The sequence below is a fragment of the Pseudohaliea sp. genome, from assembly GCF_040217025.1.
GTDB lineage: Bacteria > Pseudomonadota > Gammaproteobacteria > Pseudomonadales > Halieaceae > Pseudohaliea.
Genome location: NZ_JAVJOA010000010.1, coordinates 123,381 through 148,242, shown reverse-complemented (window position 1 = coordinate 148,242; position 24,862 = coordinate 123,381). Strand labels below are relative to the sequence as shown.

The window sequence follows — 24,862 nt, the reverse complement described above, 5'->3', positions numbered from 1 at the left end:
TCCGCCCTGCTAGAGAACCGGCGCGAGCAGTCGGGCCACCCCCATGGCAAAGGGGAACCAGAACGGCTTCCCAGCAAGCTCCGCTTCCTCCACCAGCCGCGAGTCGGCGAAGTCGCTCACCAGCATGGCCTCGACCTCGGCACAGAAGCCGGGGTCGTGGACGAGCGCGGTGATCTCGAAGTTCAGGCGGAAGCTGCGGTTGTCGAAGTTGGCGGTGCCGACACCGGCGAGGCGGTCGTCCATGAGAAACACCTTCTGGTGCAGGAAGCCGTCCCGGTAGCGGTAGATGCGGATGCCCGCGGGCAGGAGCTCCCGGGTAAAGGCCCAGTTCGCCATGCCCACCACCACCTTGTCCGGCCGGTCCGGGATCAGCACGCGCACGTCGACGCCGCGCAGCGCCGCCAGTTGTAGCGCCGAGATGATACTGCGGTCGGGCACGAAGTAGGGGCTGGCGATCCAGATACGGTGGCTGGCGGAGGCGATGACCTCGTGGTACATGAGGCCCGCCTCCTCGAAGTCGCTCGCCGGGTCCGAGGGGAAGATGAGCACGGCGCTGTTGCCGGGCACATCGCCGCGGAAGCGCCATTCCAGGTCGATACCGCGCTGCGTCGCCCAGCGCCAGTCCGTGGCGAAAGCGAGCTCCGCGCCCATGACGCAGGGCCCCTCGAGGCGCAGGTGCGTGTCGCGCCAGGGGCCGCGGCGACTGAGGCCGAGATATTCGTCGCCCACGTTGTGGCCGCCGATCCAGGCGCAGGCGCCGTCGACGACGACGATCTTGCGGTGGTTGCGGAAGTTCAGCTGGAAGCGGTTGCGCCGGCCCTGGGTGGTGTTGAAGGCCGCCAGCCGTACCCCGGCGCGCTGCAGGCGGCGGAACAGCGGCGTGCGTTTGAAGTGGGGCGAGCCGATCTCGTCGTAGAGCAGGTAGACGCGGACCCCCGCGGTGGCCTTGCGTGCCAGGATATCGCCGATGCGCGCGCCGAGGCTGTCGTCGCGGATGATGTAGAACTGGAACAGGATGTAGCGCTCCGCTCTCTCCATGCCCTCCATGATGCTGCGGAAGGTCGCGTGACCGTTGATCAGCAGCTCGACCCGGTTGCCGCCGGTCGCCGGCAGCCGCGCCAGCCGGCGCAGGCTGTTGTACAGCGGCAGGTCGTCGCTCGGCGGCAGGATGTGCTGGCGCACGGCGGCAAGGGTGTCCTCGGAGAGGGACTCCGTCTGCGCCTCGATCTCCGCGCGCTGCTCGAAGTACCCGTTGAAGCGGTTGCGCCCGAAGACGAGGTAGAGCGGCACGGACAGGTAGGGCAGGGTCAGCAGCGAGATGACCCAGGCGATAGCGCCCTGGGCCGTGCGCACGGTCATCACGGCCTCGATCGCCGAGCCGATGGCCAGCAGGTAGAAGAGCACCACGGCGACGGCGATGAGCTCACTGTAGGGCAGGGCGGGCATGGCCGGGCTAGTGTACACCGCGATTGTGACGCCCGCCCGCGCGCCGGCGCCGGTGAAAATGACTTGCGCTGTGCCCTGCGTGGACTAGGTTGAAAGGGTGCGCGGTTGCCAGGGAGGCGATACTTTCCCAGGCGGTAGCGGCCGCCGCGGACGTTCCTCACTTAGGCAAAAACCAAGGAGAACAACATGTTGAGATTCATCATGGCCGCCGTCCTGGCGCTCTGCCTGCCCCTGGCGGTTTCGGCGCAGGACAACTTCAAGGCCGGCAGCTTCTGGGCAATCCAGAGTGTGGACACGAAGCCGACGCGCTTTGATGACTACATCGGGGACATCAAGGGGCTGTGGCGCTCGCAGATGGAGGCCCTCAAGAAGGACGGCAAGGTGCTCAGCTACATGATGCTGACCAACGTCAATCCTCGGGATGGCGAGCCGGATCTCTGGCTCATGGTCGAGTGGGCGTCCGCCGCGGCGATGCTCGATACGCCCTGGGAGTACTACGAGGACCTCATGGACGAGATGGGCGAAGACGAAGACGACGTCGAAGAGGCGGCCCGCGATCGCGAGGAACTGCGCACGCTCATGAGCGACGTCCTCGCCCGCGAGATCATGTTCAAGGACGACGACTGACCGCTCCTTCCCGTGCTGCCCGCCGGTTCCCGGTGGGCAGCGTTCCCGTCCCGCCGGGTCTCAGCCCGGAACGAACTGAACCACGCCGATGGCAGTGAGAAAGACCGCGACCGCGATCCACATCCAGGTCTTGCCGCTCATTGGGACTCCGACAGCGTGACGTCCAGCGTCTCCTCGTCCTCACCGCGGCGCACGGTCACGGTGATGCGGTCGCCGACCTTGCGCTTCTCGAGAATGGACAGGTAGTCGTCGTTGCTGCGCACCGGCTCGCCGTCGAGGGCGACGATGATGTCGCCGAGGACGATGTCGCCGCGAGCACTGCGGAACGCGCCGCGCAGGCCCGCCGTGTCGCCGGGCAGGTCCGGGTAGACGCGCACGATCGGCACGCCCTCGATACCGTAGCGGCGGATCCAGCGGTCGCTGGCGAGTTCCACGCCCATGATCGGCCGCAGCATGCGCCCGTAGCTGATCAGCTGCGGCACCACGTCCTTCACCGTGTTTACCGGTATGGCGAAGCCGATGCCGGCGCTGGCGCCGGAGGGGCTGTAGATGGCCGTGTTCACGCCAACGAGCTGGCCCAGGGAGTTGAGCAGCGGGCCGCCGGAGTTGCCCGGGTTGATGGCCGCGTCGGTCTGGATCACCCCGCGGATGCGACGGTTGCTGGGGGCACGGATCTCCCGGCCGAGGGCGCTGACCACGCCCGTGGTCAGCGTCGTGTCGAGGCCGAAGGGGTTGCCGATGGCGAGCACCTTGCGCCCGACGGACAGCTCCGAGGAGTCGCCGAGGGGCAGGGTGACCAGGCCTTCCGGCGGCTCCAGGAGCCGGAGCACGGCCAGATCCTTCTCCGGCGCGATGCCGACGACCTCGGCGTCGTGTTCACTGCGGTCCTGGAGCGTCACGGTGAGACGCTGGGCCCCGGCGATGACGTGGAAGTTCGTGACGACCAGCCCGCTCTCGTTCCACACGAAGCCGGTCCCGGAACCGCGGGGGATCTCCTCGACGTTGAGGGTGAGGAGGTTGCGCCGGAGCGTCGTGCTGGTGACGTAGACCACCGCCGGGCTGGCGGCGTTGAAGATCTCCATCGTGTTGGCTTCGTCCTCGGTGGCGAAGCTCAGGTAGTCGACCTCGTCGCCGGCGCCGCAGCCCGGCGCCAGCAACAGGGCGAGGAGCAGCGCTAGAGCGCGGCCCGCGGCCGGCACCTCAGGCACCGTCCCGGAAACGCTCGGCAAAGGCGCGGATACGCGCCGCGTTAGCGCCCAGGTCGCTCACGCCGACGCGGGACGCCGAGCGCAGGTCGACCCGGCTGCCGTCCTCGTCGCTGCGCACGCGGATCACGACGTCGTCCTTGAAGGCCATGACCGCCGTGGTGTCCACCGCCTCGATGAAGCCGGCGTTGCGGTCGCTGCGCAGCACCTCCCAGCCGAGCTCCCGGGCGATAGCCTCGGCGCGGGCGAAGGTCTCACCGTAGGGGGCGCTGCTGTAGAGCGTGTCGAGGTCCGGGTAGGCCTTCGCCTGCTGCGCCTGTACCGCCGGATCGAGCTCGAGGCTGTTCGCCCCCGGGCCGCGCGCCGCGGCGACCGCCTCGAAACGGGGCGGGTCCTCGAGGTCGGTGGTGATGTCGTGGATCGGCGGCACGTCGCGGGCGGCCATGGCGCTCACCAGCAGCAGCGCGCCGGGCAGCGCGGGCAGGGCGCGCACGGCGATGGCGCCGCGGCGGCTGCCGTTGCGCGGCAGCAGCACGGCGACGGCATACCAGGCGAGCACCAGCAGGCTGGCGAGGCAGGCGACGGCGTAGAGCATCAGGCCCTGCTGCCACTGGCCCGCACGCACGGTGAACACGGCCAGGACGGTCAGGGTGAGGAAGGCCCAGGCCAGGTAGCCGGGCCAGCGCAGCAGTGCGGGTAGGGCCCCGGCTTTCGCCGTGGGCTGCGGAGTGGGCTCCGGGGTACTCATGCGCCACCCCGCAGTGCCCGGATGCGGTCCTCGAGCGGCGGATGGCTGGCCAGCAGTCGCATAATACCCTCCTTGAAGCCCTCGCTGATGCCGAAGGCGGTGAGTTCTCCCGGCAGGTCATCCTGCTTCGGTTGACCGGCACGCAGCCGTTCCAGGGCCCCGACCATGGCGGACGTGCCCGCAAGGCGGGCGCCGGCGGCGTCGGCGCGGTACTCGCGCCAGCGCGAGAAGCGGGCGACGATCATGCTCGCCAGCAGGCCGAGGACGATCTCGGCGACGATGGTCACGATGAAGTAGCCGATACCGTAGCCGCGCTCGGTCTTGAACACCACCCGGTCCACCGTGTGGCCGATGATGCGGGCGAAGAACATGACGAAGGTGTTCACCACGCCCTGGATCAGGGTCAGCGTCACCATGTCGCCATTGGCGACGTGGCCGATCTCGTGGGCCATGACCGCACGCACCTCGTCCTCGGGGAAGTGGCGCAGCATGCCGGCGCTCACCGCGACCAGGGCGGCGTTGCGGTTCCAGCCGGTGGCGAAAGCGTTCGGCTGCTCAGAGGGGAAGATGGCGACCTCGGGCATGGCGATGCCCGCGTCCTTTGCCAGTTCGCCCACGGTGGCCACGAGCCACTGCTCGGAGCCGTTGCGGGGCTGCTCGATCACGTAGGCGCCGGTAGCGCGCTTCGCCATCCATTTCGACAGCAGCAGCGAGATGAATGCGCCGCCCATGCCGAAGAGCCCGCAGAACACGAGCAGGGCCTGCAGGTTGAGGTCGACGCCGCCCTCGGCGAGGATGCCCCGGAAGCCGAGCAGGTTGAAGATCGTACCGACCAGCACCAGCACGGCGAGGTTGGTGGCCAGGAACAGCAGGATGCGCATGGGCATGACGGGTTTCCTCGCGAAGGGCTGCTAACGCCTGTTGGACAGCTTTACCTGTTGGACAGCCTTAGATTGGGGCTGCCGGCCGGGGTTCAAGGGGTTCAGGCGGCACTCGCCGGGGCGGGCTCCAGGGTCGGCTCGCCGCGCTCGCCGAGCGGGGCGGCCTCGATGCGGCCGCGCAGGTCCACGTTCTTCGCGCTCAGCTCGACCAGGGTGTTCACGGCCTCGTCGCGATGCCGGTAGCGGGCGACCTGTCGCGGGTCGCGACCGTCAACCCACTCCTTGCCCTTGCTCCAGTAGGCACCCTGCTGGTTGCGAATGACGTAGACCTCCTGCTCCATGGCTCCCGCCTGTCTTCTCTGTTGGCTGAATCGGCTGGCTGGACCACTATGCTAACGCAGCAGCAGGTCCTTTGCCTCGTTGATCTTGGCCGCCAGGTAGTCGTTGCCGCCGCGGTCCGGGTGAAGTTTCTGCATCAGGCGCCGGTGGGCCGCGATGATGTCGTCCCGACTCGCAGACTCGCCGAGGCCGAGGACCGCCAGCGCCTCGCTGCGCGTCATGCCGCCGCTGTCCCGTGCCTCAGCCTTCGAACGATCGCCGTCGCCGCCGTCGCCGGGTGCCTCGCCGGGGAAGCGCTGCTCGAGGTAGCTGTCGAGCAGCTGCACCGCCTCCGGGTCCTCTGCCGCACACCAGCGGCGCAGCTCGCCGAGCTGCGCGCGGTCCATCTCGTCGAGGCGCCAGTCCTGCCAGGGGCCGGCGAGCACCTCGCCGGAGAGCGCGCCGCTGTCGTGGTCGAGGTGCATGGCGAGGGTCCGCGTCTTCACCGTGGACTGCCCTCCGCCGGCCGGTTGCGCTCCCGCGGACTGCCGCCGCCACTGGGCGAGGAACGGGAACAGGCGCAGTAGCACCGGCAGGGTCTGCCGGGCGGCCACGAGCAGACCGGTCAGGGCGGCGCCGATCCAGTGCATCTTCCCGGCCAGGGTCAGCAGCACCACGGCCACCACCGCCACGCCCACCGCGATGCGCAGCATTTCGCCGCGCCGCTTGTGCGGCGGCAGTGCCTGCACCCGGCGATAGAGCAGGTAGGCCGTGGCGAGCACGGCCAGGAGCAATACGATTCGGGGCACGGGGCGGGAACCTCAGCGGTCGAGCTTTTCGAGCAGGAGTCTAGCACCGTCCGAGGGGCTCTTCTCCAGCGCCTCGCGGCCGCCGGCGGCGTAGCGGGCCACGGCGCCGAGGAGGCTGGCCAGGCGGTCGGCGCTGGCGCTGTCGAAGTCGAGACGGGCACCGCCGCTCAGCCGGGCGAGCTGCTCGAAGCAGGCCGTCACGGCGGGCTGCCCGCCCTCCTGGAACAGGAACAGCGGCAGGCGCTTCAGGCCGCATTCCCCTGCTAGCTGCGCGAGGCGGCCGGCGTCTTCCTCCATGGCGTCGCCGATGAAGATCGCCGCGCGCACCGGCCGGCGGGCGTGCTCGACGAGCGCGTGGCGCAGCACGCGGGTGAGCTGCGTCCGCCCCGCGGCGCACTGTACGCGGCTCATGGAGCGCGCCAGGCCACTGGCGCTGCCGGTCCAGGCCGTGGCCTCGAACTCCCCCAGGCCGCGGTAGTAGCACAGCTGCACCGACAGGCTTGCCAGGCGCTCCGTGGCGAGGAACATCTCGCCCTGCAGCTGGCAGGCGAGGTCCCAGGTGGGCTGGCGGCTGGCCGTGGCATCGACCGCGAACAGCAGCCGCGGGCTGCGCTCGGCGAAGGCCTGGAGGTTGCGCCGCTTGTCGAGGAAACGCGCGACCTCGCCGCGGGCAGCGGGTTTGGCGGGGGAGCGGCTCATGATCGGGGCCTCGGTTTCATGGGGTGATCTTAGCGCCGGGGCCCGGTGGCTCCAAGGCGCACGCAAGCGCGCTACACTTGGGGACGACGAAACGCCCGCCCGGCTGCCGCTAAAGCCGCCGTGCCGCGGCGTGCCGCCAAAGCATGCGAGGTAAGTACGCGACGAGAGCACGCGGCGAGAAGCCGCGACGAGTACAGCGAGGAGTCACCCATGGCCAGCCTGTTCAGCATCCGCAAGAAGCACGCCCTGCCCTCGGCCGAGGAGGCCCTCCCCGGTCGCGACGAGCCGGTGGCGGTACCCGAGCGCCACGCGGTCCTGGCGACACCGCTCGAGGGACCTTTCCCGGCGCCGCTTGAGCAGGTGGTCGTGGGCATGGGGTGTTTCTGGGGCGCCGAGCGCCGTTTCTGGGAGCAGCCGGGTGTCTATACCACGGCCGTCGGCTATGCCGGGGGTCACACGCCGAACCCGGGCTATCGCGAGGTGTGCTCCGGCAAGACGGGCCACACGGAAGCGGTGCTGGTCGTCTTCGACCCGGCGGTGCTGTCCTTCGACGCGGTGCTGAAGCTGTTCTGGGAGGGGCACGACCCGACCCAGGGCATGCGCCAGGGCAACGATATCGGCACCCAGTACCGCTCGGCGATCTACACGGCGAACGCGGCCCAGCAACAGGCGGCGGAGGCCTCCCGGGAGCAGTACCAGGCGGCGCTCAGCGCCGCCGGCCATGGCGAGATCACCACGGAGATCGCCGCGGCGGGACCCTTCTACTACGCGGAAGACTACCACCAGCAGTACCTGGCAAAGAATCCCGGCGGCTACTGCGGGCTCGGCGGCACCGGCGTGAGCTGCCCGGCGGGGCTGGATATCGCCGGCTGAGCCGCGCCCGGCGCCGGCAGGCTTCCCGGTGCCGGGCGGCCCCTAGAATTCGTCCTCGACGTCCTCGAGCCCTTCCTCGGGCTCCACCAGTTCCAACTGCTCCATCAGGTGGATGGCAATGGCGACGAAGTCCGAGTCGGTGATAATGCCGACGAGAGCGCCGTCGCGGGTCACCGGCAGGCAGCCCATGCGGTGCTTCTGCAGGTGCAGCGCCGCGCCGCGCAGGCTGGCGTGCTCGTCCACGGTCTGTACCGGCGAACTCATGACCGCCGACAGCGGCACCGCGGCATGGTCCTCGTGGTGGCTCTCCAGGGTCGAGTCGCTGGCCGCCAGCACGTCGCGGTGGGAGACCAGGCCGATGATCGTGCGCTCGGCGCTAACAACGGGGATATGGCGGATGTGGTGCGCGTTCATCAGGCGACGCGCGTCCGCCAGCGTGTCATCGGGCCCCAGGGTGTAGGGCTCGCGGGTCATGATCTCTGCAACACTCAGCATCTCGATTCCATGTCTTGTCTGATCGTTATCTTTTGATGACCTGTTACCGGGCGTTCCGGCCGGTTCCTGCCGCTGAAGTTACTGCGCGCGAGCCCCCCTGTCCTTGATACCGGTCAACGGTTGCATGCTCAGGCGAGGCCCGCGGGCGCGCCCAGTCGGCCGAGGGCAGCGACCAGCGCGGTCTCCACGCGCAGGGTGCGCGGCCCCAGGGAGACGGGCGTACAGCCCGCCGCCTCGAACAGCCCGACCTCGAAGCCGTTGAAACCGGCCTCCGGACCGATGGCGAGCAGGAGAGGGCCCGCGGGCGAGGCGGGGCAGGGCAGCACGGCGCCGGGATCGGCGACCAGGGCCCGGCGCCCGCTGCACAGTGCCGGGAGTTCGTCCTCGGCAAAGGGCCGGAAGCGGCGGCGCAGGGTGAGGGCCGGTAGCCGGGTGTCGCGGGCCTGGGCCGCACCGGCGAGGCAGTAGTCGCGCAGCGCGGCGTCGGCGAGGAGGTCGGACTGCCAGAAACTCTTCTCGACGCGCTCGCTGTTGATCAGCACCAGGTCGCTGACGCCGATTTCGGCGACGGCGCGCAGCAGCCGCCTGAGCATCTTGGGCCGGGGCAGGGCGAGCACCAGCACCAGCGGCAGGCGCGGCGGCGGGTCGCGTTCGAGCGCAACCGCGAGGAGGGCATCGTCCCCGTCGAGGTGAAGCACCGTCCCCGTGCCCAGCCGCCCGCCGATCTCGCCGACCGGCAGCGTGTGCCCCGGGGCGGCCTCGAAGACCTCGCGCAGGTGCCGGGCGCGGCGGCCGCGGATACGCACCCGGTCATCGCCCTCCCGCTCGGATGCGTCGAACAGCAGCAGGTTCACGGGGCGTCGCCCTCGATCTTCGGCGCGTCAGCCCGCCCACAGGTCGTAGGCGTCTGCCGCCGTGACCTGGGCCTCGACGAGGTCGCCGGGGGAGAGCTCCGTGATGCCGTCGAGGAACACGCGACCGTCGACCTCGGGTGCATCGCCCCGGGAGCGGCCGACCGCACCGCTCTCGTCCACCTCGTCGATGAGAACTTCGATCCACTGGCCGACCTTCGCCCGCTGTTTCTCCTCGCTGATCGCCTGCTGCACTTCCATGAAGCGCGCCCAGCGCTCCTCTTTGAGCGCCTCCGGCACCGGGTCCGGCAGCGCGTTGGCGGCGGCCCCGGCGACCGGTGAGTACTGGAAGCAGCCGACACGGTCAAGGCGCGCCTCGCGCAGGAAGGCGAGAAGCTCCTCGAACTCCGCCTCGGTCTCGCCGGGAAAGCCGACGATGAAGGTGCTGCGCAGCGTGAGCTCGGGCACGGCGCCGCGCCAGCGGGCGATGCGGTCGAGGACTTTCTCTGCGGCCGCCGGGCGGCGCATGCGCTTGAGCACCGTGGGGCTGCCGTGCTGGAAGGGGATGTCGAGGTAGGGAAGGATCCGGCCCTCGGCCATCAGCGGGATGATGTCGTCCACGTGCGGGTAGGGGTAGACGTAGTGCAGCCGTACCCAGACCCCGAGGTCGCCGAGGGCGCTGCAGAGGGATTGGAGGTTGCTCTTCAGCGGCCGGCCTTCCCAGAACCCCGTGCGGTATTTCAGGTCGACGCCGTAGGCGCTGGTGTCCTGGGAGATCACCAGCAGCTCGCGCACGCCGCTGCGCACGAGGCCCTCGGCCTCCGCCATGACGTCGCCGATCGGCCGGCTGACCAGGTCGCCGCGCATCGACGGGATGATGCAGAAGCGGCAGCGGTGGTTGCAGCCCTCGGAGATCTTCAGGTACGCGTAGTGCCGCGGCGTCAGGCGCAGGCCCGTACCGGGCACCAGGTCGACGAAGGGGTCCCGCTCGGCGGCCGGGGGAACGAATTCGCGCACGGCGCCCACGACTTCCTCGTAGGCCGCCGGGCCGGTCACCGAGAGCACGGAGGGATTGGCCTGGCGGATCCGCTCGGCGTCCTCGCCGCGACCCATGCAGCCGGTGACGATGACCCGGCCGTTCTCCGTCACCGCCTCGCTGATGGCGTCCAGGGACTCCTGCTTGGCGCTGTCGATGAAGCCGCAGGTGTTGACCACGACCACGTCCGCATCCTCGTAGGTGGGCACGATGTCGTAGCCGTCCAGCTTGAGCTGGGTGAGGATACGCTCCGAGTCCACCAGCGCCTTGGGGCAGCCCAGGCTGATGAAGCCGACCTTGTTGCTCATGGCGAGGTGCTCATAGCGGTTTGCTCATGGTGAGGGGCTCCCGAACGGATGCTTCTGCGGCGTGGCGCAGGTCGTTGCGCCGGCGCGGGGTGAGCCGGGGATTATACGGCGGCGGGAGACTCCGGTGAACGGTTGGGTGTCCCCGCGCCCGGTGATCTGTCAGACTTGGATGCTACATGAACAAGATGGGGCCACGTGCCATGCGACATTTCCTTTTCCTGGCCGCGGCGTGCGCCGCGGCCATCAGTGGCTGCGCGAGCAATTCGACCGCGGATGCCGACGCGGCCGCCGCGGGCGACCAGGTGGCGGCCAGTGGCGAAACGCCCGAGCTGATCTGCGAACGGGTCAAGACGACGGGCACACGCTTTACCGAGAAGGTCTGCATGACCGAAGAGCAGTGGGAAGCCAAGCGCGCGGCAATGCAGGAAGGCGGCGCCAACAGTACCCGCGAGTGGCAGCGCCGCGGCAAGATGGCCAACGACGGCGCCACCAATATCGGCGGCTGAGGCCGCGCCCCGCGCGCCTACAGGTGACGCTGGGCCTGCGGGCTGCTGGTGCCCACGCGGATTTCCGCGCGCAGCAGGCCAAGCAGCGACAGCGCATCGTCCCGGTTGAGGAAGTCGCCCACGGGCACCCGGTGATCGGGGCTGTAGACGGCCAGCCGGGGCCCCTCCCAGGGGTGTTTCTCCGGAGTGACGGCGAGCGCCGTGCCGTGCCGCGCCAGGCGCCAGGAGCGCACCGGTGCCGTGCGCCCTTCATCGATGCACACGTCCTGCTCGCTCAGGGTGATGATCTGCCGGAACTGCAGCTTGCGGTTCACGCGGTAGAGCGCCCAGCCGAGGGCGGAGAGTTCCAGGCCGGCGAAGGGCAGGACGAGCCAGGCGCCGTAGATGGCGAGGATGACACCGACGCCCAGCGAAGGCACCGCCAGCGCCAGCAGCACGAGCTGGTTCGCCTGCCAGGTCGACGAGTGATTGGGCCGCGCGATGATGCGCAGGCCGGAAACTGAGCGCTCGCTGCTGACCACGCTTTCTCCTTTCCTATGGCAGAATTCTAGTCAACTTTCCCGAAAGCGCCCAGCGCGCAGGAGGCTGCGATGACGGACGCAACCCTGGTTGAGCCGGAGACAATCGGCGGCGGTGAGGCCGTCATCGTCGATTGCCGTTTCGACCTGACCCGGCCGGATGCGGGGCGCGAGGCCTGGCTCGCGGGGCATATCCCCGGTGCCGTGTACCTCGACCTGGACCGCGAACTCTCGGTACCGCGCGGCGAGCACGGGGGGCGGCACCCGCTCCCGGCGCCGCAGGACTTCGCCGCCACGCTCGCCCGCTGCGGGATCGACCTCGCCACACCGGTCATCGCCTACGACGACAGCGGTTTTGCCATCGCCGGACGTCTCTGGTGGATGATGCGCGCCCTCGGCTACCGGCCGCCGGCACTGCTCAACGGCGGCTACAGCGGCTGGCTCGCGGCCGGCGGTGAGCCCGAGGCCGGCGAGGTCGCCGCGACAGCCTGCCCGGTACCGGTGGTGGGCGACTACGCCGGCCGGCTCACCATCGACGATGTGCGCAGTGCGCAGGCCGCGGGCGCCACGCTGGTGGATGCGCGTGCCCCGGACCGCTACCGCGGTGAGAACGAGACCATGGACCCGGTCGCCGGGCATATCCCCGGCGCCGAGAACCGGTTCTGGGGCGACGCCACCGACGACAGCGGCCGCCTGCTCGATAACGCGGCCCTCGCCGCCCACTGGGGCGAGCTGCTCGAGGCAGACCGGCTGGTGGCTTACTGCGGCTCCGGCGTCTCCGCCTGCATCAACCTGTTCACCCTGGCCCGCCTCGGGCGCGGCGACGCGCAGCTGTACGCGGGCAGCTGGAGCGACTGGTGTTCCCACCTGCCGGCGGAGGCCTGACCCGGTAGTCCGGGATCAGAATGGCGGCGGGCAGTGCCGCTCGAGCCGGGCGCCGCTGACCGGGTGCGGGAAGGCCAGGCGGCTGGCGTGCAGGAGCAGTCGTGGCGCCTTCGCCAGCACCGCCTCCGGGGCATAGAGGTCGCAGCCGAGGATCGGGTGGCCGATCGCCGCGAGGTGCAGCCGCAGCTGGTGCGACCGCCCGGTTACCGGCGTCAGTTCGAGGCGGGTGCGGTCGCCGTCGCGCGCGAGGACGCGGTAGCGGGTGAGCGCCGCCTTGCCCTGTTCCGCACAGACCTTCTGCCGTGGCCGCCGCTCCCAGTCCGGTGCGATCGGCAGGTCGATCTCCCCTGCGTCGTCGGTGACGGCGCCGTCCACCACGGCCACGTAGTCCTTCTCCACCCGGCGTTCCTGGAACAGCCGGCCGAGCGCCGACTCGGCGCGCCGGGTCAGCGCGATGACCATGATCCCCGAGGTGTCGAGGTCCAGCCGGTGCACGATGCGGGCCCCCGGGTAGTCCACCTGCAGCCGGCTGATGAGGCAGTCCTTGTTCAGCGGGTGCTTGCCCGGCACCGAGAGGAGCAGGTCGGGCTTGCGCACGAGGAGCAGGTGCCCGTCCCGGTGCAGGATAGCGATCGGCTCCCGGCTGTGCGGTACGAGGTAGGGCGTGGCCACGGCGGCTGTCCATCGGAAAGCGAGGCGCTATGATGCCGCGATGGATCGACAACGCAACCCGGTGCTGAGCGCCCGCCTGCCGCCGGCACTCGCCGGCGGCCGCATCGAGGCGACGGCGCTGCCGGGGGCGGGCGGCCTCTCGCTCTACCTGCTGAACGCCGATTACCCGCAGGAGGAACTCGATGGCGACGCCGTGCGTGCACTGATGGACACACCGCTCTACTGGGTCTTCTGCTGGGCGGCGGGGCAGGTGCTGGCGAGCCGGCTTCTCGCCAACCCGCAGTGGGTGGCAGGGCGGCGCGTGCTGGATTTCGGCGCCGGTTCCGGGGTGGTCGCCATTGCCGCGGCGCGCGCCGGCGCACGGGAAGTGGTGGCCTGCGACCTGGACCCGGATGCGCTGGCGGCCTGCGAGGAGAACGCGGCGCTGAACGGTGTCCCGCTCGTGCTCGCCGACGACTTCGCGGCGGTGGAGGGCCCGGTGGACCTGGTGACGGCGGCCGACGTTCTCTACGACCGCGCCAACCTGCCCTGGCTCGACCGGCTCTGCCAGCGCGCGCCGGCCGTGCTCCTCGGCGACTCGCGGGTGCGGGACTTCGCCCATTCCGCGTTCCGGCGCCTGGGCGAGTGGGAAGCGAGTACCTGGCCGGACCTCGACGAATCCCCGGCCTTCCGGCGGGTGAGCCTCTATGCGGCGGGGCCGCTGGACTGAGCTGTCAGGCCTTGCCCAGCGCGCGCTGGTAGGCGCGCACTGTCTCGGCGAGGCCGAGGCGCAGCGCGTCGACCGTGAGCGCATGGCCGATGGAGACCTCGAGCAGGGCGGGAAGCGCCGCGCAGAAGGGCGGCAGGTTTTCCAGGTTGAGATCGTGGCCGGCGTTGACGCCGAGCCCCGCCGCCTGCGCAGCCTCTGCCGCGGCACGGAAGCGCGCGAGCATGGCGTCCACCTCGGCACCGGTCGCAAAGGCGCGGGCGTAGCTCTCGGTGTACAGCTCGATCCGGTCGGCGCCGACCTCGGCCGCCAGGGCCATCTGCGCCGGTTCCGGGTCCATGAACAGGCTCACGCGGGTGCCGAGGCTTTTCAGTTCCTCGACCAGCGGCGCCAGCCGCTCGCCGTCCCTGTGCAGGTCGAAACCGTGGTCCGAGGTCAGCTGCGCGTCGCCGTCCGGCACCAGGGTGCACTGCGCCGGCCGCGTCTCGCGCACCAGCGGCAGGAATCCCGGATAGTCCTCGACCCCGGCGCGCTCGCTGCGCCGCGGGCCGGCGAAAGGATTGCCCTCGATATTGAACTCCACCGTGAGCATGGCCGCGAGCTCCCGGCAGTCGCTCGCGCGGATATGGCGCTGGTCCGGCCGCGGGTGCACGGTGATGCCGTCGGCGCCCGCGTCGATGCACAGCTGCGCGTGGCTGGGAACGTCCGGGGAGCGCGTGTCCCGGGAATTGCGGATCAGTGCGATCTTGTTGAGATTGACGCTGAGCGCAGTCACAACAGGGACTTCTTGCGGATCGTCTTGATGACGATGGGCTCCACGGGCACGTCCGTGTGGCCGCCCACCTCCTGCACCGGCGCGGTGGCGATGAAGTCGACCACGTTCATGCCGTCGGTCACCTCACCGAAAACCGTGTAGCCGGGCTGCCCCGGCATCCAGTCCAGGCGCAGGTTGGTGCGCTGGTTGATGAAGAACTGCGCGGTGGCCGAGTCCGGGTCCGAGGTGCGCGCCATGGCCACGGTGCCGCGCACGTTGTGCAGCCGGTTGCGCGACTCGTTGGGGATGGGCTCGCGGGTCGCTTTCTCCGTCATGTCCGGGGTGAAGCCGCCGCCCTGGATCATGAAATTGGGGATGACGCGGTGGAAGATCGTGCCGTCGTAGAAGCCGTCCTCCACGTACTGGAGGAAGTTCTCCACGGTGGCCGGCGCCTTGTCGCGGAACAGCCGCAGCGTGATGTTGCCCTGCGTCGTCTCGATGACGACCTGCGGGTTGGGTAGGGAGCTTTCCGAGGCCGCGGGCAGTGCCAGGCCGACGGCGAGCAGCGGCAGGACCAGGTAGTGGAGAAGTCGTTTCATGCTAGCGCTCCCGGGTACTGTGGGCTGGCCATGGGTTCAGACAATCGGGGATCAGGCCCAGCTGGAACTGCTGCGCCGGCGCGGCCAGAGCCGTGGCACCACGAGGGTGATGATCACGCCGAGAAGGACGGCGAGGGCGCCGTCGAGAAAGGCGCTGCTCTGCAGCTTGTCCTGCAGGCGCTGGTTGTCCGCTTTCAGCACGTCCAGCTCGGAGCGCAGGGTCTCGACGGTCTCGTTGAGCTGCCGGTTCTCCTCGTCCAGGGCCAGGGCGCGCCCGGAGACCTGCTTGATGTTGGCGAGCTCCTCGCTGGTTGCAGCGAGCCGCGCCTCGGTTTCCGCCAGGCTGCCGCTGGTGTCGGCCTCGGCGGCGCGCACGGCCGCGAGGTTGTCCTCGAGCTCCTTCACCCGGGCCTGCAGACGCCCGGCGCGCGCCTCGGCCGCGGGCAGGCGCACCTGGGCCGGGGGCTGGCGGGTGAGAAACTCGCTGCGCACCCAGCCCTCGGTGCCGCGGTCGGTGGTGACCTCGGTCCAGGCGCCGTCCTCGGCGGTGCCCTTCGGTTCCAGGGCCGTGCCCGGGTTCAGCTTGGCGACCCAGCGGTAGTTGGTTCCTGGGCCGGCGTGGAGCACGATGAAGACTTCATCGCCGACCCAGGCGCTGTCCTGGGCGGCGGCGCTGCCGGCGCCGGCAAGGCAGGCGGCACAGGCGATGGCATAGAGCAGGCGGGCCAGCGCGTTCACGAAACGGTCTCCTCTTTGTCGGGCATCAGTCTCAGGCACCGGTGTCAGCTTTCGTCGGCTGGCATCGGTGACCGGGCATCGGGGCTGTGCCAGCCGGCAGTCCGGGATGGCAGAGCATCCGGCATGGCCTGTCGGCAGCGGTTCGCGGCGGCAGAGGATAGCATGTGCCGCCCTCAGGGCAGCACCGGCAGGAAGGGTTTGACGGTCACCGAGGCGAAAACGCCGGCCTCCGTGTAGGGATCGCCGGCAGCCCAGGCCTCGGCATCGGCCAGGCTGTCGAACTCGGCGACGATGAGGCTGCCGCTGAAGCCGGCCTCTCCCGGCTCCCTGGTATCGAGGGTCGGGTGCGGCCCCGCCAGCAGCACCCGGCCGGCGTCGACCAGCGCCTGGATGCGCTTCAGGTGGGCGGGGCGCGCCGCGCGGCGCGCGCTCAGGGTCTGCGGTGCGTCCTCGGCGATGATGGCGTAGTACACGGTCCGGTCTCCTCGCCGTCAGGCGTCGTCGCTGGCGACGCGGGCCTCCGGGCCCTCGCCGTCGTCCTTGAGGTGCGGGCTGATGAGCAGGGCGGTGAGCACGGTGAGCAGCAGCGTGAAGCCGATGGCCGAGTACAGCTTGTAGCTCACCCAGGTCGCCTCGCTGTAGCTGTAGGCGACGTAAAGGTTGAGAGCGCCGACGATGAGGAAGTTGCCGACCCACAGTGCGTTCAGGCGCAGCCAGACGGCCCGCGGCAGGTGCAGCTGCGTACCCAGGGTGCGCTCCATGAGCGTTCGCTCGCCGACGAAGCGGAACAGGATGAAGGCCAGCGCCAGGGCCCAGTTGAAGATCGTCGGCTTCCACTGGATGAAGGTCTCGTCGCGCAGCAGCAGCGTCGCCCCACCGAAAACGAGCACGGCCAGGAAGGTCCACAATGCCCGCTTCTCGACGTGGCGCGCGAGCAGCGAGCCGACGACAAACTGCAGCGCGGTGGCCGCGATGAGCACGGCGGTGGCGGTGAAGATGCCATCGACGGTGTAGGACCAGCTGCCCAGGGACATCGTTTCGCCGTCTAGCTGGTAGACGATGAAGAACAGTGCAATGGGAATGAACTCGAGCAGTTGCCGCATGGGGTGGGGGGTTCCTTCCGTGCTAAGCTCGCCGGCCAGCGGCGGCGGTGTGCGCCCGGCGCGGGGCAGGAGAACGGTCAAGAGGCCAATGGTAGCGAACTGTGCTGGTTGACTTCCACACCCACACGAACGCCTCCGACGGCGCGCTTTCGCCGGCGGCGCTGCTCGAGCGCGCTCGTGCCGCGGGCATCGCCGAGCTCGCCATCACCGACCACGACACGCTCGCCGGCTACCGGGCGGCGGCGCCGCTGGCCGGCGGCCTGGTGCTGCACCCCGGGCTGGAACTGTCCTGCCAGTGGAGCGGTGCGACGATCCACGTGGTGGGCCTCGGCGTCCGCGTCGATGACCCGACCCTTTCGGCGGGCCTCGCCGTCCTGGACAGCGCCCGGCAGCAGCGGGCGCAGACCATTGCCGAGCGGCTGGCGAGCCGCGGTTTCCCCGGCGCCCTCGCCGGGGCCCGGGCGATCGCCGGCGCGAGCCAGCTGGGGCGGCCCCATTTCGCGCGCTGGCTGGTCGAGGCGGGGCACCTGCCCGATGAGGCCACCGCGTTCAAGCGCTACCTGGGACGCAACAAGACCGGGGACGTCAAGGCCTTCTGGCCCGGGCTCGCCGCGGTCACCGGGTGGATCACCGCCGCCGGCGGCATCGCCGTGCTCGCCCACCCGCTGCACTACAAGTTCACGCGCATGAAGCTGCGCCGGCTGGTGACCGATTTCGCTGCCGCCGGCGGTGCCGCGCTCGAGGTCGTGAGCGGACGCCAGGCGCCGGGACAGGCAACGGCCCTTGCGCAGCTGGCCGCGGATTTCGACCTCGCCGTCTCCGTCGGCAGTGATTTTCACGCCGACACGCCCCACGGGCCGCGTCTTGGTGTAGCATCGGCGCCCTTCGCCGACCGGCCCAACGTGTGGACGCGGCTGGCGGCCCCGGCCGGCGCGCGGGCAGCATCCAGGGAGGCGACAGCACCGTGAGCCAGTTCTTCCAGGTCCACCCGGACAATCCCCAGGCCCGTCTCGTGCGCCAGGCGGTGGACATCATCCGTGCCGGCGGCGTCATCGTGTACCCCACCGACTCGGCCTACGCGCTCGGCTGCCAGATCGGCGACAAGGCGGCGCTCGACCGCATCCGCCGCATCCGCCGCCTCGAGGCGGATCACAACTTCACCCTGGTCTGCCGCGACCTCTCCGAGCTCGCCACCTATGCCCGGGTGGACAACACCCAGTACCGGCTGCTGCGCAACAACACGCCGGGGCCCTACACCTTCATCCTCAAGGCCACGTCCGAGGTGCCCCGGCGCCTCATGCACGCCAAGCGCAGGACCGTGGGCCTGCGCGTGCCGGAGAACAATATCGCCCAGGCGCTGCTGGCGGACCTCGACGAACCGCTCATGAGCGTCACGCTGATCCTCCCCGGTGACGAGCTTCCGCTCATCGACCCCTACGAGATCCGCGATACGCTGGAGCACGACGTCGACCTGGTGATCGACGGCGGCTACTGCGGCATGGAGCCCACCTCGGTGATCGATCTGGCCGACGACCTGCCCCTGGTACTGCGGGTGGGCAAGGGCGACGTGACGCCCTTCGAAGCCTAGTCAGGTATACTCGCGCGAAAGCGATAAAGGACCGCGCGTGAGCACTTCCGAAGACCGCAGCAGCGCCGGCGAGGCCGCGCGCCCGCTGGCCCCGCCGACGACCAACCCGGAGCAGGGCGAGATGCCCTTCGCCATCGTCATGGGCAAGGCGGTGACGGAGCTGCCGAAGGATCTTTACATCCCGCCGCGGGCCCTGGAGGTGATCCTCGAGGCCTTCGAGGGGCCCCTCGACCTGCTGCTCTACCTGATCCGGCGGCAGAACCTCGACATCCTCGAGATCGACGTTTCCAAGATCACCGAGCAGTACATGGAATACGTCGAGCTCATGGACGCCATGCAGTTCGAGCTCGCGGCGGAATACCTGCTCATGGCCGCCGTGCTCGCCGAGATCAAGTCGCGCATGCTGCTGCCTCGCTCCGTCGATGTCGACGAGGACGAGGAGGACCCGCGGGCGCAGCTGATCCGCCGGCTGCAGGAATACGAGCGCTTCAAGAAAGCGGCCGAGGACATCGAGGAGCTGCCGCGCAACGAGCGCGACACCTTCGTCGCCAGCGCCGAGCCGCCGGACCTGCAGCGCGCCCGGCCGGACCCGGACGTCGACATGCGCGAGCTGCTGGTCGCCCTGTCGGAGGTCCTGCGCCGCGCCGACATGTACGAGCATCACCATATCCAGCGCGAGGCGCTGTCGACCCGCGAGCGCATGTCCGAGGTGCTCGAGGCCCTCGCCGGGCGGCAGTTTGTGCCCTTCGTCACCCTGTTCGACCCGAAGGAGGGTCGCCTGGGGGTCGTGGTCACCTTCCTCGCCGTCATGGAACTGATCAAGGAGTCCCTGGTGGAAATCGTCCAGAGCGAGCCGTTCGCGCCGATCCACGTCAAGGCGAGGGCCGAATAGTGGCGGAGACGGGCCTGGTACAGATCATCGAGGGCGCGCTGCTCGCCGCGGGGAAGCCGCTCACGGTGACGCAGCTCGCCGAGCTGTTCGAGGAGGCGGAGCGCCCGCCGAAGGAGGACATCCGCGCCGCGCTGGAGGAAGTCGCCGCCCGCTGCGAGGATCGGGGCTTCGAGCTGAGGGAGGTCGCCAGCGGCTTCCGCTTCCAGGTGCGCCAGAACCTGGGCCCCTGGGTGGCCCGGCTCTGGCACGAGCGGCCGCCGAAGTATTCCCGCGCCCTGCTCGAGACCCTCGCGCTCATCGCCTACCGCCAGCCCATCACCCGCGGCGAGATCGAAGAGATTCGCGGCGTGGCGGTGAGCTCCAACATCATCAAGACGCTGCACGAGCGCGAGTGGATCCGCGTGGTCGGCCACCGGGACGTGCCCGGGCGCCCGGCCATGTACGCCACCACGCGCCAGTTCCTCGACTACTTCAACCTGAAGAGCCTCGACCAGCTTCCCGCGCTGGCGGATATCCGCGACCTCGAGACGCTGAATGCCGAGCTCGGCTTCAGCGAGCCCCTCGCCAGTGCGGCGAATGATGCGGCCGGCAGCGGTGAAGCGGGCGGCCCGGCCGCCGAACCCCCATCGCCGGACAGCGCCGGCGGAGACGTGGCGGTACCCGGCGAGGAGCCTGCGACACCCGAGGACGCCGCCACCGACGGCGATGTCGCCAGCGCTGGGCACAGCGGGGCGGAGGACGACAGCAGCGACGAGGACAGCACCGAGGACGCCGCGGGCGCGCAACGGGCCGATGGCTGACGACAAGGGGAAGGACAAGGACAAGGACAAGGGCAAGAGCGGCGAAAAGCTGCAGAAGGTGCTTGCCCGTACCGGCCTCGGTTCCCGGCGCGAGATGGAGCGCTGGATCGAGCAGGGCCGGGTCACCATCGACGAGCGCACGGCCCGCCTCGGCGACCGGGTGCATCCCCGCAACCGCCTGGCCGTGGACGGCAAGCCCCTGGAGGCGGCCGTCAGCGGCGGCGTGCGCTGCCTGCTGTACAACAAGCCCACCGGCGAGGTCTGCTCCCGCAAGGACCCGGAAGGGCGGCGCACCGTGTTCGAGAGCCTGCCGAAGCTCAAGCAGGGGCGGTGGATCTCCATCGGCCGCCTCGACTACAACACCTCCGGGCTGCTCCTTTTCACCACCGACGGCGAACTGGCCAACGCCCTCATGCATCCCTCGGCGAACATCGATCGGGAATACGCCGTGCGCGTGCTCGGCGAGGCCCGGCCCGAGGCCCTCGAGCGCATGCTCGAGGGGGTCATGCTCGAGGACGGTGTCGCGCGCTTTACCGACGTCCAGCCCGGCGGCCACGACAGCGACGGCGTCAACCACTGGTACTACGTCGTGATCATGGAGGGCCGTAACCGCGAGGTGCGCCGCCTGTGGGAATCACAGGGCCTCACGGTCTCGCGGCTGAAGCGCGTGCGCTACGGGGAGATCTTCATCCCCTCCCGGGTGAAGAAGGGCCAGTGGATGGAGATGTCCGACAAGGAAGTGAAGGCCCTCTACCGCATGGCGGGGCTGGATCCGAAACCGGTCGAGTCCGTCACCGCCGACGAGCGCAAGGCCCAGGAGCGGCAGCTGCGCAAGAAGGGCCGCGATCCCCGCGGTGAGCGTGGCGAGAAAGCCGGCAAGTTCGGCAAGGGTGCGCTCAGGAAGCGCGGCGGCAAGGAAAAGGGCAGCGGCCGCAAGGCGGTGGAGTAGCCGCTGGCCGGCACCCTGCTGCGCACCCCTACTGCGCGTTGAGAGCCTGGCCGTGCACGGCCAGGCTGTCGTCTCCCATCAGGTACAGGTAGGCGGGCATGATCCCCTCCGGCGCCGGGTTGGTCGTGGGCTCCTCGCCCGGGTAGGCGGCCCGGCGCATGGCGGTGTTGGTGGCGCCGGGGTTCAGGCTGTTCACGCGCACCTTGCTGGTGTTCTCCAGCTCGTCGGCGAGGACCTGCATGAGCCCCTCGGTCGCGAACTTCGATACCGCGTAGGCGCCCCAGTAGGCGCGCCCCTTCCGGCCCACGCCCGACGACGTGAACACCAGGCTCGCCCGCGGCGCTGCCCGCAGCAGCGGCAGCATCGCCCGGGTGAGCAGGAAGGCCGCATTCACGTTCACCTGCATCACCTGCTCCCAGGCTTTCCAGGTCGCGTTCTCGATGGGCCGGCGCTCGCCGAGGACGCCGGCGTTTTGCAGCAGGCCGTCGAGCCGGCCGAAGGTCTCGCCGACGGCGCCGGCGAGGCCCGCGTAGTCGGCCTCCGGGGCGCTGGCAAGATCCATCGGGAAGATCGCCGGCTGGGCACCGCCGGCTGCCTCGATGGCATCGTACACGGCCTCGAGCTTTTCCACCGTGCGCCCGAGGAGGATCACCGTGGCCCCGTGCGCCGCGTAGGCGAGGGCGGCGGCGCGGCCGATGCCGTCCCCGGCGCCGGTCACCATGACCGTGCGGCCGGCGAGGAGGTCCGGCGGCGCGCGGTAGCCGGCGGGAATCGTCGTGGTCATCATGGCTGGGCCTCGTGGTTCCTGTCGGTGATCCCCGTGCTTGCCGGCGCCGTGTCGATGGGCGACAGCAGTACCGCGGCCAGGGCCTCGCTGTCCGCGACCAGCGCGTCGGCGCCCCAGCGGGCGGGATCGTCGCCGGGCTCGATGTAGCCGTAGGCGGCGGCGACCGTATACAGGCCGGCTCGGCGGCCGGCCTCTATATCGCGAACGTGGTCGCCCACGTACACCGCCCGCTCCGGGGCGCAACCCGCCTCCCGGCAGTTCCGCTCCAGGCTCTCCGGGTGCGGCTTGCGCTCGCTCACGTCCTCGGGGCAGACCACGCTCGCCGGCGGCGGCTCGATGGCCAGGCGCTCGAGCAGGGGCACCGTGTACACCCGCGGCTTGTTCGTGGCGACGCCCCAGGCGATGCCGGCATCGCCGAGGCGCGCGATGAGCTCGCGCAGCCCCGGGAACAGGGTGGCGTGGGTGCCGAGGATGCCGCCGTAGAGCGTCAGCAGCCGCTGGCGCCAGTGTTCGAAATCCCCTTCGCCCTCATCCAGGCCGAGGGCGAGGGTCACCAGGCCACGGGCGCCGTTGGAAACGCTGGCGCGGATCCGCGCCGGCGGCAGAGGCTTGAGGCCCGCCTCGGCGCGCAGCGTCTGCACCACGGGGATGAAATCGCCGGCGGTATCGGCCAGGGTGCCGTCGAGATCGAAGAAGACCGCGGCGAGGCGCGTGCCCGGGTGGCTCACGCCGGTTTCTCGGCGCGCAGCAGGTAGTTCACGGATACGTCCTTCTCGTCGAGGCGGTAGCGCTTCGTCAGCGGGTTATAGGTCAGGCCGGTCATTTCGCGCAGCACGAGGCCCGCGTCGCGCACCCAGCCGGCGAGCTCCGAGGGCTTGATGAACTTGTCGTACTCGTGGGTGCCCGCCGGCAGCAGCCGGAGGATGTGCTCGGCGCCGACGATGGCGAACAGGAACGCTTTCGGGTTGCGGTTGATGGTGGAGAAATAGAGCGATGCGCCCGGCCGGGCGAGGGCCGCGCAGGCGCCGACCACGGCACCGGGGTCCGGTACGTGCTCGAGCATCTCGAGGCAGCAGACGATGTCGTAGGCCCCGGGCCGCTCTTCCGCCAGCTCTTCCGCCGTGGCCTGGCGGTAGTCGATGTCGAGCCCCGACTCGAGCTGGTGCAGCCGCGCCACCGACAGCGGCGCCTCGCCCATGTCGATGCCGGTGACCCGCGCGCCGCGCTGGGCCATGGCCTCGGCCAGGATGCCGCCGCCGCAGCCCACGTCGACCAGGTCGCGGTCGGCGACCGGCGACAGGCCGTCGATGAAGTTGGCCCGGAGCGGGTTGATCTCGTGCAGGGGGCGGAAGTCGCCGTCCATGTCCCACCAGCGCGAGGCGAGGGCCTCGAACTTGGCGATCTCCTGCCGGTCGACGTTACTGCGTGCGGTCATGGTGTCTCCTTGGCTGCGTTGCCCGTCCCCGGCCCGGGCGTCCCCGCCTGAATCCTGGAACGCCAGTCCTCGGCCTTCGCCAGCACCGCCCGCCGGTCCAGGGTCAGCGGCTTGCGGTCCGCGAGCAGCGCCCGGCCGGCGACCCAGCTGTGGCTGACCTCGCTGCCGTTGCAGGCGTAGACCAGGGTCGACAGCGGGTTGTACACCGGCTGCTGGGCCGGGCCGCCGAGGTCCACGGCGACCAGGTCTGCCTGCTTGCCCACCTCGAGGCTGCCGATGCGCTGCTCGAGGCCGAGGGCGCGTGCGCCGCCGAGGGTGGCCAGGGTCAGCGTCCGCGCCGCCGGCAGGGCCGAGGCGTCGCCGCTGCCCAGCTTGGCGAGCAGGGCGGCGCTGTGCATTTCGTTGAACAGGTTGAGGTCGTTGTTGCTGGCGGCGCCGTCCGTGCCCAGGGCGACATTGACGCCGGCCCCCAGCAGGCGGGTGACCGGGCAGGTGCCGGAAGCCAGTTTCATGTTCGATTGCGGGCAGTGCACCACGTGCGCCCCCGTGGCGGCGAGCAGCTCGATATCCTGGCGCCCGGCGTCGGTCATGTGCACGCACTGCGTGCGCGGGCCGAGAAGCCCGAGCCGGTGCAGCGTGTCCAGGGGCCGCTCGCCGTTCGCCTCCACCGCCTGCAGCACTTCCGCGGCTGTCTCGTGCAGGTGGATGTGCACGGGCAGGTCCAGTTCCGCGGCCAGGGTGGCAATGCGGGCCAGGGTCTCCTCGCCCACCGTATAGGGCGCGTGCGGGCCGAACACGACGTTGATGCGCTCCTCGTGGCGCAGCTCGTCGCGCAGCGCCAGCCCTTTTGCCAGGTAGTCGTCGGGCCCGCTGCCCCAGGCCGTGGGAAAATCGAACACCGGGAAGGCGAGCTGCGCGCGCAGGCCCGCGGCGAGGTACTCGCGGGCGGCGACCTCCGGGAAGAAGTACATGTCCGAGCAGGTGGTGGTGCCGCTCTCGATCATCTCGAGTGCCGCGAGGCGCACGCCGTCGCGGACGAAGCCCTCGCCGACCCAGGCGCCCTCGGCAGGCCAGATGTGCTCCTGGAGCCAGGGCATGAGGGGCAGGTCGTCGGCGTAGCCGCGCAGCAGCGCCATGGCGGCGTGGCCGTGGGCGTTGACCAGCCCGGGCATGAGCGCGTGCGACGGCAGCTCGAGTTCCTCGCCTGCGCGGATCCCCGCCGCCTCGGCCCGGGGCAGGAGGGCGCTGATCGCACCCTCCTTTACCGCCAGGCTGTGGCCCTCGAGCACGGCCCCCTCGGGCACCACCGGCACGATCCAGCGCGGGTGGATCAGGAGGTCTGCCGCTGTCGTGCCTTTCTCCATGGGGCCTGCTCCCTCGTGGCCAGGGTGGGCGCTGCCGGCCGCCGCTGCCGGCGGGTCGCGTTGGGGCGGGCAGTATAACCGCAATTGTCCGCCGCCGGGCGCCCCCGGCCAGCCGGCCCGAGCCCGGTTCTAAGTCGTTAAAAACATGGCGAAAACGGGGCGCAGGCGGTACACTGGCAGGCTTCCATGACGGGGCTGCCGGCGGTTCTGCGCAGCGCATGCCAGGGTTGCTGTAGCGGCCCCGTGCGCGCCGCTGGCCGTGCACTGCCC

31 protein-coding genes are annotated in these 24,862 nt (G+C 70.3%); 10 read left to right on the top strand and 21 right to left on the bottom strand.

All coding sequences use genetic code 11. The features are described 5' to 3' along the window. Window positions 1-9 precede the first annotated feature (9 nt). A complete protein-coding gene (gene cls, locus RKE50_RS12040; protein ID WP_350036677.1) occupies window positions 10-1,446 on the bottom strand; it encodes a cardiolipin synthase in 1,437 nt (478 codons plus the stop codon). A gap of 186 nt (window positions 1,447-1,632) precedes the next feature. On the opposite strand from cls, the gene RKE50_RS12035 reads away from it, so the two are divergent. Continuing rightward, window positions 1,633-2,073 carry a hypothetical protein gene (locus RKE50_RS12035; RefSeq protein WP_350036676.1) on the top strand — a complete coding sequence of 147 codons (441 nt, stop codon included), beginning with the start codon at window positions 1,633-1,635 and terminating at the stop codon, window positions 2,071-2,073. A 137-nt stretch (window positions 2,074-2,210) separates the two neighbouring features. Here the strand turns inward: RKE50_RS12035 and RKE50_RS12030 are convergent, their stop codons facing one another. From RKE50_RS12030 to RKE50_RS12005, 6 genes are all read right to left on the bottom strand, one after another. After that, window positions 2,211-3,272 (bottom strand): S1C family serine protease, encoded by a 1,062-nt coding sequence (locus tag RKE50_RS12030; protein ID WP_502937889.1) that lies wholly within the window; start codon window positions 3,270-3,272, stop codon window positions 2,211-2,213. Window position 3,273: 1 nt separating this feature from the next. Then, window positions 3,274-4,026, bottom strand: a complete 753-nt coding sequence (locus RKE50_RS12025) for a DUF1499 domain-containing protein (protein ID WP_350036675.1) — start codon at window positions 4,024-4,026, stop codon at window positions 3,274-3,276. Continuing rightward, window positions 4,023-4,907, bottom strand: coding sequence for a protease HtpX (htpX, locus tag RKE50_RS12020; protein ID WP_350037851.1), 885 nt, complete (start codon window positions 4,905-4,907; stop codon window positions 4,023-4,025). The genes RKE50_RS12025 and htpX overlap by 4 nt, the downstream gene beginning before the upstream one ends. A 101-nt stretch (window positions 4,908-5,008) precedes the next feature. Then, the gene (locus RKE50_RS12015; RefSeq protein WP_350036674.1) at window positions 5,009-5,248 is read right to left on the bottom strand and encodes a hypothetical protein; all 240 of its coding nucleotides are present in this window, start codon (window positions 5,246-5,248) and stop codon (window positions 5,009-5,011) included. 51 nt (window positions 5,249-5,299) lie between these two features. Next, window positions 5,300-6,034: a J domain-containing protein gene (locus RKE50_RS12010; RefSeq protein WP_350036673.1), complete on the bottom strand. Its 735-nt coding sequence runs from the start codon at window positions 6,032-6,034 to the stop codon at window positions 5,300-5,302. 12 nt (window positions 6,035-6,046) lie between these two features. After that, the gene (locus RKE50_RS12005; protein WP_350036672.1) at window positions 6,047-6,733 is read right to left on the bottom strand and encodes a hypothetical protein; all 687 of its coding nucleotides are present in this window, start codon (window positions 6,731-6,733) and stop codon (window positions 6,047-6,049) included. Window positions 6,734-6,943: 210 nt separating this feature from the next. Here RKE50_RS12005 and msrA point away from each other — a divergent pair, with 210 nt between their 5' ends. Next, window positions 6,944-7,606, top strand: coding sequence for a peptide-methionine (S)-S-oxide reductase MsrA (msrA, locus tag RKE50_RS12000; RefSeq protein WP_350036671.1), 663 nt, complete (start codon window positions 6,944-6,946; stop codon window positions 7,604-7,606). A 42-nt stretch (window positions 7,607-7,648) separates the two neighbouring features. Here msrA and RKE50_RS11995 read toward each other — a convergent pair whose 3' ends face one another. The 3 genes from RKE50_RS11995 to rimO form a co-directional block, all read right to left on the bottom strand. Continuing rightward, complete coding sequence (locus tag RKE50_RS11995; protein ID WP_350036670.1) at window positions 7,649-8,101, bottom strand: CBS domain-containing protein; 453 nt, start codon at window positions 8,099-8,101, stop codon at window positions 7,649-7,651. A 128-nt stretch (window positions 8,102-8,229) separates the two neighbouring features. Further along, window positions 8,230-8,955 carry a 16S rRNA (uracil(1498)-N(3))-methyltransferase gene (locus RKE50_RS11990; RefSeq protein WP_350036669.1) on the bottom strand — a complete coding sequence of 242 codons (726 nt, stop codon included), beginning with the start codon at window positions 8,953-8,955 and terminating at the stop codon, window positions 8,230-8,232. Window positions 8,956-8,982: 27 nt separating this feature from the next. Beyond that, on the bottom strand, window positions 8,983-10,296 hold the full coding sequence (gene rimO / locus RKE50_RS11985) for a 30S ribosomal protein S12 methylthiotransferase RimO (RefSeq protein WP_350036668.1): 1,314 nt from the start codon (window positions 10,294-10,296) through the stop codon (window positions 8,983-8,985). Window positions 10,297-10,472: 176 nt separating this feature from the next. On the opposite strand from rimO, the gene RKE50_RS11980 reads away from it, so the two are divergent. After that, on the top strand, window positions 10,473-10,802 hold the full coding sequence (locus RKE50_RS11980) for a hypothetical protein (RefSeq protein ID WP_350036667.1): 330 nt from the start codon (window positions 10,473-10,475) through the stop codon (window positions 10,800-10,802). Between the two features lie 17 nt (window positions 10,803-10,819). Here the strand turns inward: RKE50_RS11980 and RKE50_RS11975 are convergent, their stop codons facing one another. Further along, the gene (locus RKE50_RS11975) at window positions 10,820-11,323 is read right to left on the bottom strand and encodes a DUF2244 domain-containing protein (RefSeq protein WP_350036666.1); all 504 of its coding nucleotides are present in this window, start codon (window positions 11,321-11,323) and stop codon (window positions 10,820-10,822) included. A gap of 69 nt (window positions 11,324-11,392) precedes the next feature. Here RKE50_RS11975 and RKE50_RS11970 point away from each other — a divergent pair, with 69 nt between their 5' ends. Then, complete coding sequence (locus RKE50_RS11970) at window positions 11,393-12,205, top strand: sulfurtransferase (protein ID WP_350036665.1); 813 nt, start codon at window positions 11,393-11,395, stop codon at window positions 12,203-12,205. Between the two features lie 15 nt (window positions 12,206-12,220). Here RKE50_RS11970 and RKE50_RS11965 read toward each other — a convergent pair whose 3' ends face one another. After that, the gene (locus RKE50_RS11965) at window positions 12,221-12,877 is read right to left on the bottom strand and encodes an RluA family pseudouridine synthase (protein WP_350036664.1); all 657 of its coding nucleotides are present in this window, start codon (window positions 12,875-12,877) and stop codon (window positions 12,221-12,223) included. Window positions 12,878-12,917: 40 nt separating this feature from the next. On the opposite strand from RKE50_RS11965, the gene RKE50_RS11960 reads away from it, so the two are divergent. Then, window positions 12,918-13,586 carry a class I SAM-dependent methyltransferase gene (locus tag RKE50_RS11960; protein WP_350036663.1) on the top strand — a complete coding sequence of 223 codons (669 nt, stop codon included), beginning with the start codon at window positions 12,918-12,920 and terminating at the stop codon, window positions 13,584-13,586. 4 nt (window positions 13,587-13,590) lie between these two features. Here RKE50_RS11960 and RKE50_RS11955 read toward each other — a convergent pair whose 3' ends face one another. The 5 genes from RKE50_RS11955 to RKE50_RS11935 form a co-directional block, all read right to left on the bottom strand. Next, complete coding sequence (locus RKE50_RS11955; protein ID WP_350036662.1) at window positions 13,591-14,358, bottom strand: pyridoxine 5'-phosphate synthase; 768 nt, start codon at window positions 14,356-14,358, stop codon at window positions 13,591-13,593. Then, window positions 14,355-14,936 (bottom strand): peptidylprolyl isomerase, encoded by a 582-nt coding sequence (locus tag RKE50_RS11950; protein WP_350036661.1) that lies wholly within the window; start codon window positions 14,934-14,936, stop codon window positions 14,355-14,357. Before RKE50_RS11950 ends, RKE50_RS11955 begins: the two co-directional genes overlap by 4 nt. Before the next feature lie 51 nt (window positions 14,937-14,987). Further along, window positions 14,988-15,674, bottom strand: a complete 687-nt coding sequence (locus RKE50_RS11945; RefSeq protein WP_350036660.1) for a TIGR04211 family SH3 domain-containing protein — start codon at window positions 15,672-15,674, stop codon at window positions 14,988-14,990. Window positions 15,675-15,847: 173 nt separating this feature from the next. Continuing rightward, window positions 15,848-16,147 (bottom strand): YciI family protein, encoded by a 300-nt coding sequence (locus RKE50_RS11940; protein WP_350036659.1) that lies wholly within the window; start codon window positions 16,145-16,147, stop codon window positions 15,848-15,850. An 18-nt stretch (window positions 16,148-16,165) separates the two neighbouring features. Next, window positions 16,166-16,777: an inner membrane-spanning protein YciB gene (locus RKE50_RS11935; RefSeq protein WP_350036658.1), complete on the bottom strand. Its 612-nt coding sequence runs from the start codon at window positions 16,775-16,777 to the stop codon at window positions 16,166-16,168. A gap of 101 nt (window positions 16,778-16,878) precedes the next feature. Between RKE50_RS11935 and RKE50_RS11930 the strand changes: the two genes are divergently transcribed. From RKE50_RS11930 to rluB, 5 genes are all read left to right on the top strand, one after another. After that, window positions 16,879-17,745 (top strand): PHP domain-containing protein, encoded by an 867-nt coding sequence (locus tag RKE50_RS11930; protein WP_350036657.1) that lies wholly within the window; start codon window positions 16,879-16,881, stop codon window positions 17,743-17,745. Continuing rightward, window positions 17,742-18,365 (top strand): L-threonylcarbamoyladenylate synthase, encoded by a 624-nt coding sequence (locus tag RKE50_RS11925; RefSeq protein WP_350036656.1) that lies wholly within the window; start codon window positions 17,742-17,744, stop codon window positions 18,363-18,365. Before RKE50_RS11930 ends, RKE50_RS11925 begins: the two co-directional genes overlap by 4 nt. 85 nt (window positions 18,366-18,450) lie before the next feature. After that, window positions 18,451-19,257 (top strand): segregation and condensation protein A, encoded by an 807-nt coding sequence (locus RKE50_RS11920; protein ID WP_350037849.1) that lies wholly within the window; start codon window positions 18,451-18,453, stop codon window positions 19,255-19,257. Then, window positions 19,257-20,057, top strand: coding sequence for an SMC-Scp complex subunit ScpB (scpB, locus tag RKE50_RS11915; RefSeq protein WP_350036655.1), 801 nt, complete (start codon window positions 19,257-19,259; stop codon window positions 20,055-20,057). Before RKE50_RS11920 ends, scpB begins: the two co-directional genes overlap by 1 nt. After that, window positions 20,050-21,006, top strand: coding sequence for a 23S rRNA pseudouridine(2605) synthase RluB (gene rluB, locus RKE50_RS11910; RefSeq protein WP_350036654.1), 957 nt, complete (start codon window positions 20,050-20,052; stop codon window positions 21,004-21,006). Before scpB ends, rluB begins: the two co-directional genes overlap by 8 nt. A 28-nt stretch (window positions 21,007-21,034) precedes the next feature. On the opposite strand, the gene RKE50_RS11905 is transcribed toward rluB, so the two are convergent. Genes RKE50_RS11905 through RKE50_RS11890 form a run of 4 tightly spaced genes read right to left on the bottom strand, consistent with a single transcriptional unit; the run spans window position 21,035 to window position 24,592 of the window. Continuing rightward, window positions 21,035-21,790, bottom strand: a complete 756-nt coding sequence (locus RKE50_RS11905) for a YciK family oxidoreductase (protein ID WP_350037847.1) — start codon at window positions 21,788-21,790, stop codon at window positions 21,035-21,037. Further along, window positions 21,790-22,521 (bottom strand): HAD family hydrolase, encoded by a 732-nt coding sequence (locus RKE50_RS11900; protein WP_350036653.1) that lies wholly within the window; start codon window positions 22,519-22,521, stop codon window positions 21,790-21,792. Before RKE50_RS11900 ends, RKE50_RS11905 begins: the two co-directional genes overlap by 1 nt. Continuing rightward, on the bottom strand, window positions 22,518-23,228 hold the full coding sequence (ubiG, locus tag RKE50_RS11895) for a bifunctional 2-polyprenyl-6-hydroxyphenol methylase/3-demethylubiquinol 3-O-methyltransferase UbiG (RefSeq protein ID WP_350036652.1): 711 nt from the start codon (window positions 23,226-23,228) through the stop codon (window positions 22,518-22,520). Before ubiG ends, RKE50_RS11900 begins: the two co-directional genes overlap by 4 nt. Further along, window positions 23,225-24,592, bottom strand: coding sequence for a TRZ/ATZ family hydrolase (locus tag RKE50_RS11890; RefSeq protein ID WP_350036651.1), 1,368 nt, complete (start codon window positions 24,590-24,592; stop codon window positions 23,225-23,227). The genes ubiG and RKE50_RS11890 overlap by 4 nt, the downstream gene beginning before the upstream one ends. Window positions 24,593-24,862 lie beyond the last annotated feature (270 nt).

Excerpts from the sequence above, each read along its gene's own strand:
- cls (WP_350036677.1), bottom strand. The coding sequence starts at position 1,446 with ATGCCCGCCCTGCCCTACAGTGAGCTCATCGCCGTCGCCGTGGTGCTC.
- RKE50_RS12035 (WP_350036676.1), top strand. The coding sequence starts at position 1,633 with ATGTTGAGATTCATCATGGCCGCCGTCCTGGCGCTCTGCCTGCCCCTG.
- RKE50_RS12025 (WP_350036675.1), bottom strand. The coding sequence starts at position 4,026 with ATGAGTACCCCGGAGCCCACTCCGCAGCCCACGGCGAAAGCCGGGGCC.
- htpX (WP_350037851.1), bottom strand. The coding sequence starts at position 4,907 with ATGCGCATCCTGCTGTTCCTGGCCACCAACCTCGCCGTGCTGGTGCTG.
- RKE50_RS12015 (WP_350036674.1), bottom strand. The coding sequence starts at position 5,248 with ATGGAGCAGGAGGTCTACGTCATTCGCAACCAGCAGGGTGCCTACTGG.
- RKE50_RS12005 (WP_350036672.1), bottom strand. The coding sequence starts at position 6,733 with ATGAGCCGCTCCCCCGCCAAACCCGCTGCCCGCGGCGAGGTCGCGCGT.
- msrA (WP_350036671.1), top strand. The coding sequence starts at position 6,944 with ATGGCCAGCCTGTTCAGCATCCGCAAGAAGCACGCCCTGCCCTCGGCC.
- RKE50_RS11995 (WP_350036670.1), bottom strand. The coding sequence starts at position 8,101 with ATGCTGAGTGTTGCAGAGATCATGACCCGCGAGCCCTACACCCTGGGG.
- rimO (WP_350036668.1), bottom strand. The coding sequence starts at position 10,296 with ATGAGCAACAAGGTCGGCTTCATCAGCCTGGGCTGCCCCAAGGCGCTG.
- RKE50_RS11980 (WP_350036667.1), top strand. The coding sequence starts at position 10,473 with ATGAACAAGATGGGGCCACGTGCCATGCGACATTTCCTTTTCCTGGCC.
- RKE50_RS11970 (WP_350036665.1), top strand. The coding sequence starts at position 11,393 with ATGACGGACGCAACCCTGGTTGAGCCGGAGACAATCGGCGGCGGTGAG.
- RKE50_RS11960 (WP_350036663.1), top strand. The coding sequence starts at position 12,918 with ATGGATCGACAACGCAACCCGGTGCTGAGCGCCCGCCTGCCGCCGGCA.
- RKE50_RS11950 (WP_350036661.1), bottom strand. The coding sequence starts at position 14,936 with ATGAAACGACTTCTCCACTACCTGGTCCTGCCGCTGCTCGCCGTCGGC.
- RKE50_RS11935 (WP_350036658.1), bottom strand. The coding sequence starts at position 16,777 with ATGCGGCAACTGCTCGAGTTCATTCCCATTGCACTGTTCTTCATCGTC.
- rluB (WP_350036654.1), top strand. The coding sequence starts at position 20,050 with ATGGCTGACGACAAGGGGAAGGACAAGGACAAGGACAAGGGCAAGAGC.
- RKE50_RS11905 (WP_350037847.1), bottom strand. The coding sequence starts at position 21,790 with ATGACCACGACGATTCCCGCCGGCTACCGCGCGCCGCCGGACCTCCTC.
- ubiG (WP_350036652.1), bottom strand. The coding sequence starts at position 23,228 with ATGACCGCACGCAGTAACGTCGACCGGCAGGAGATCGCCAAGTTCGAG.
- RKE50_RS11890 (WP_350036651.1), bottom strand. The coding sequence starts at position 24,592 with ATGGAGAAAGGCACGACAGCGGCAGACCTCCTGATCCACCCGCGCTGG.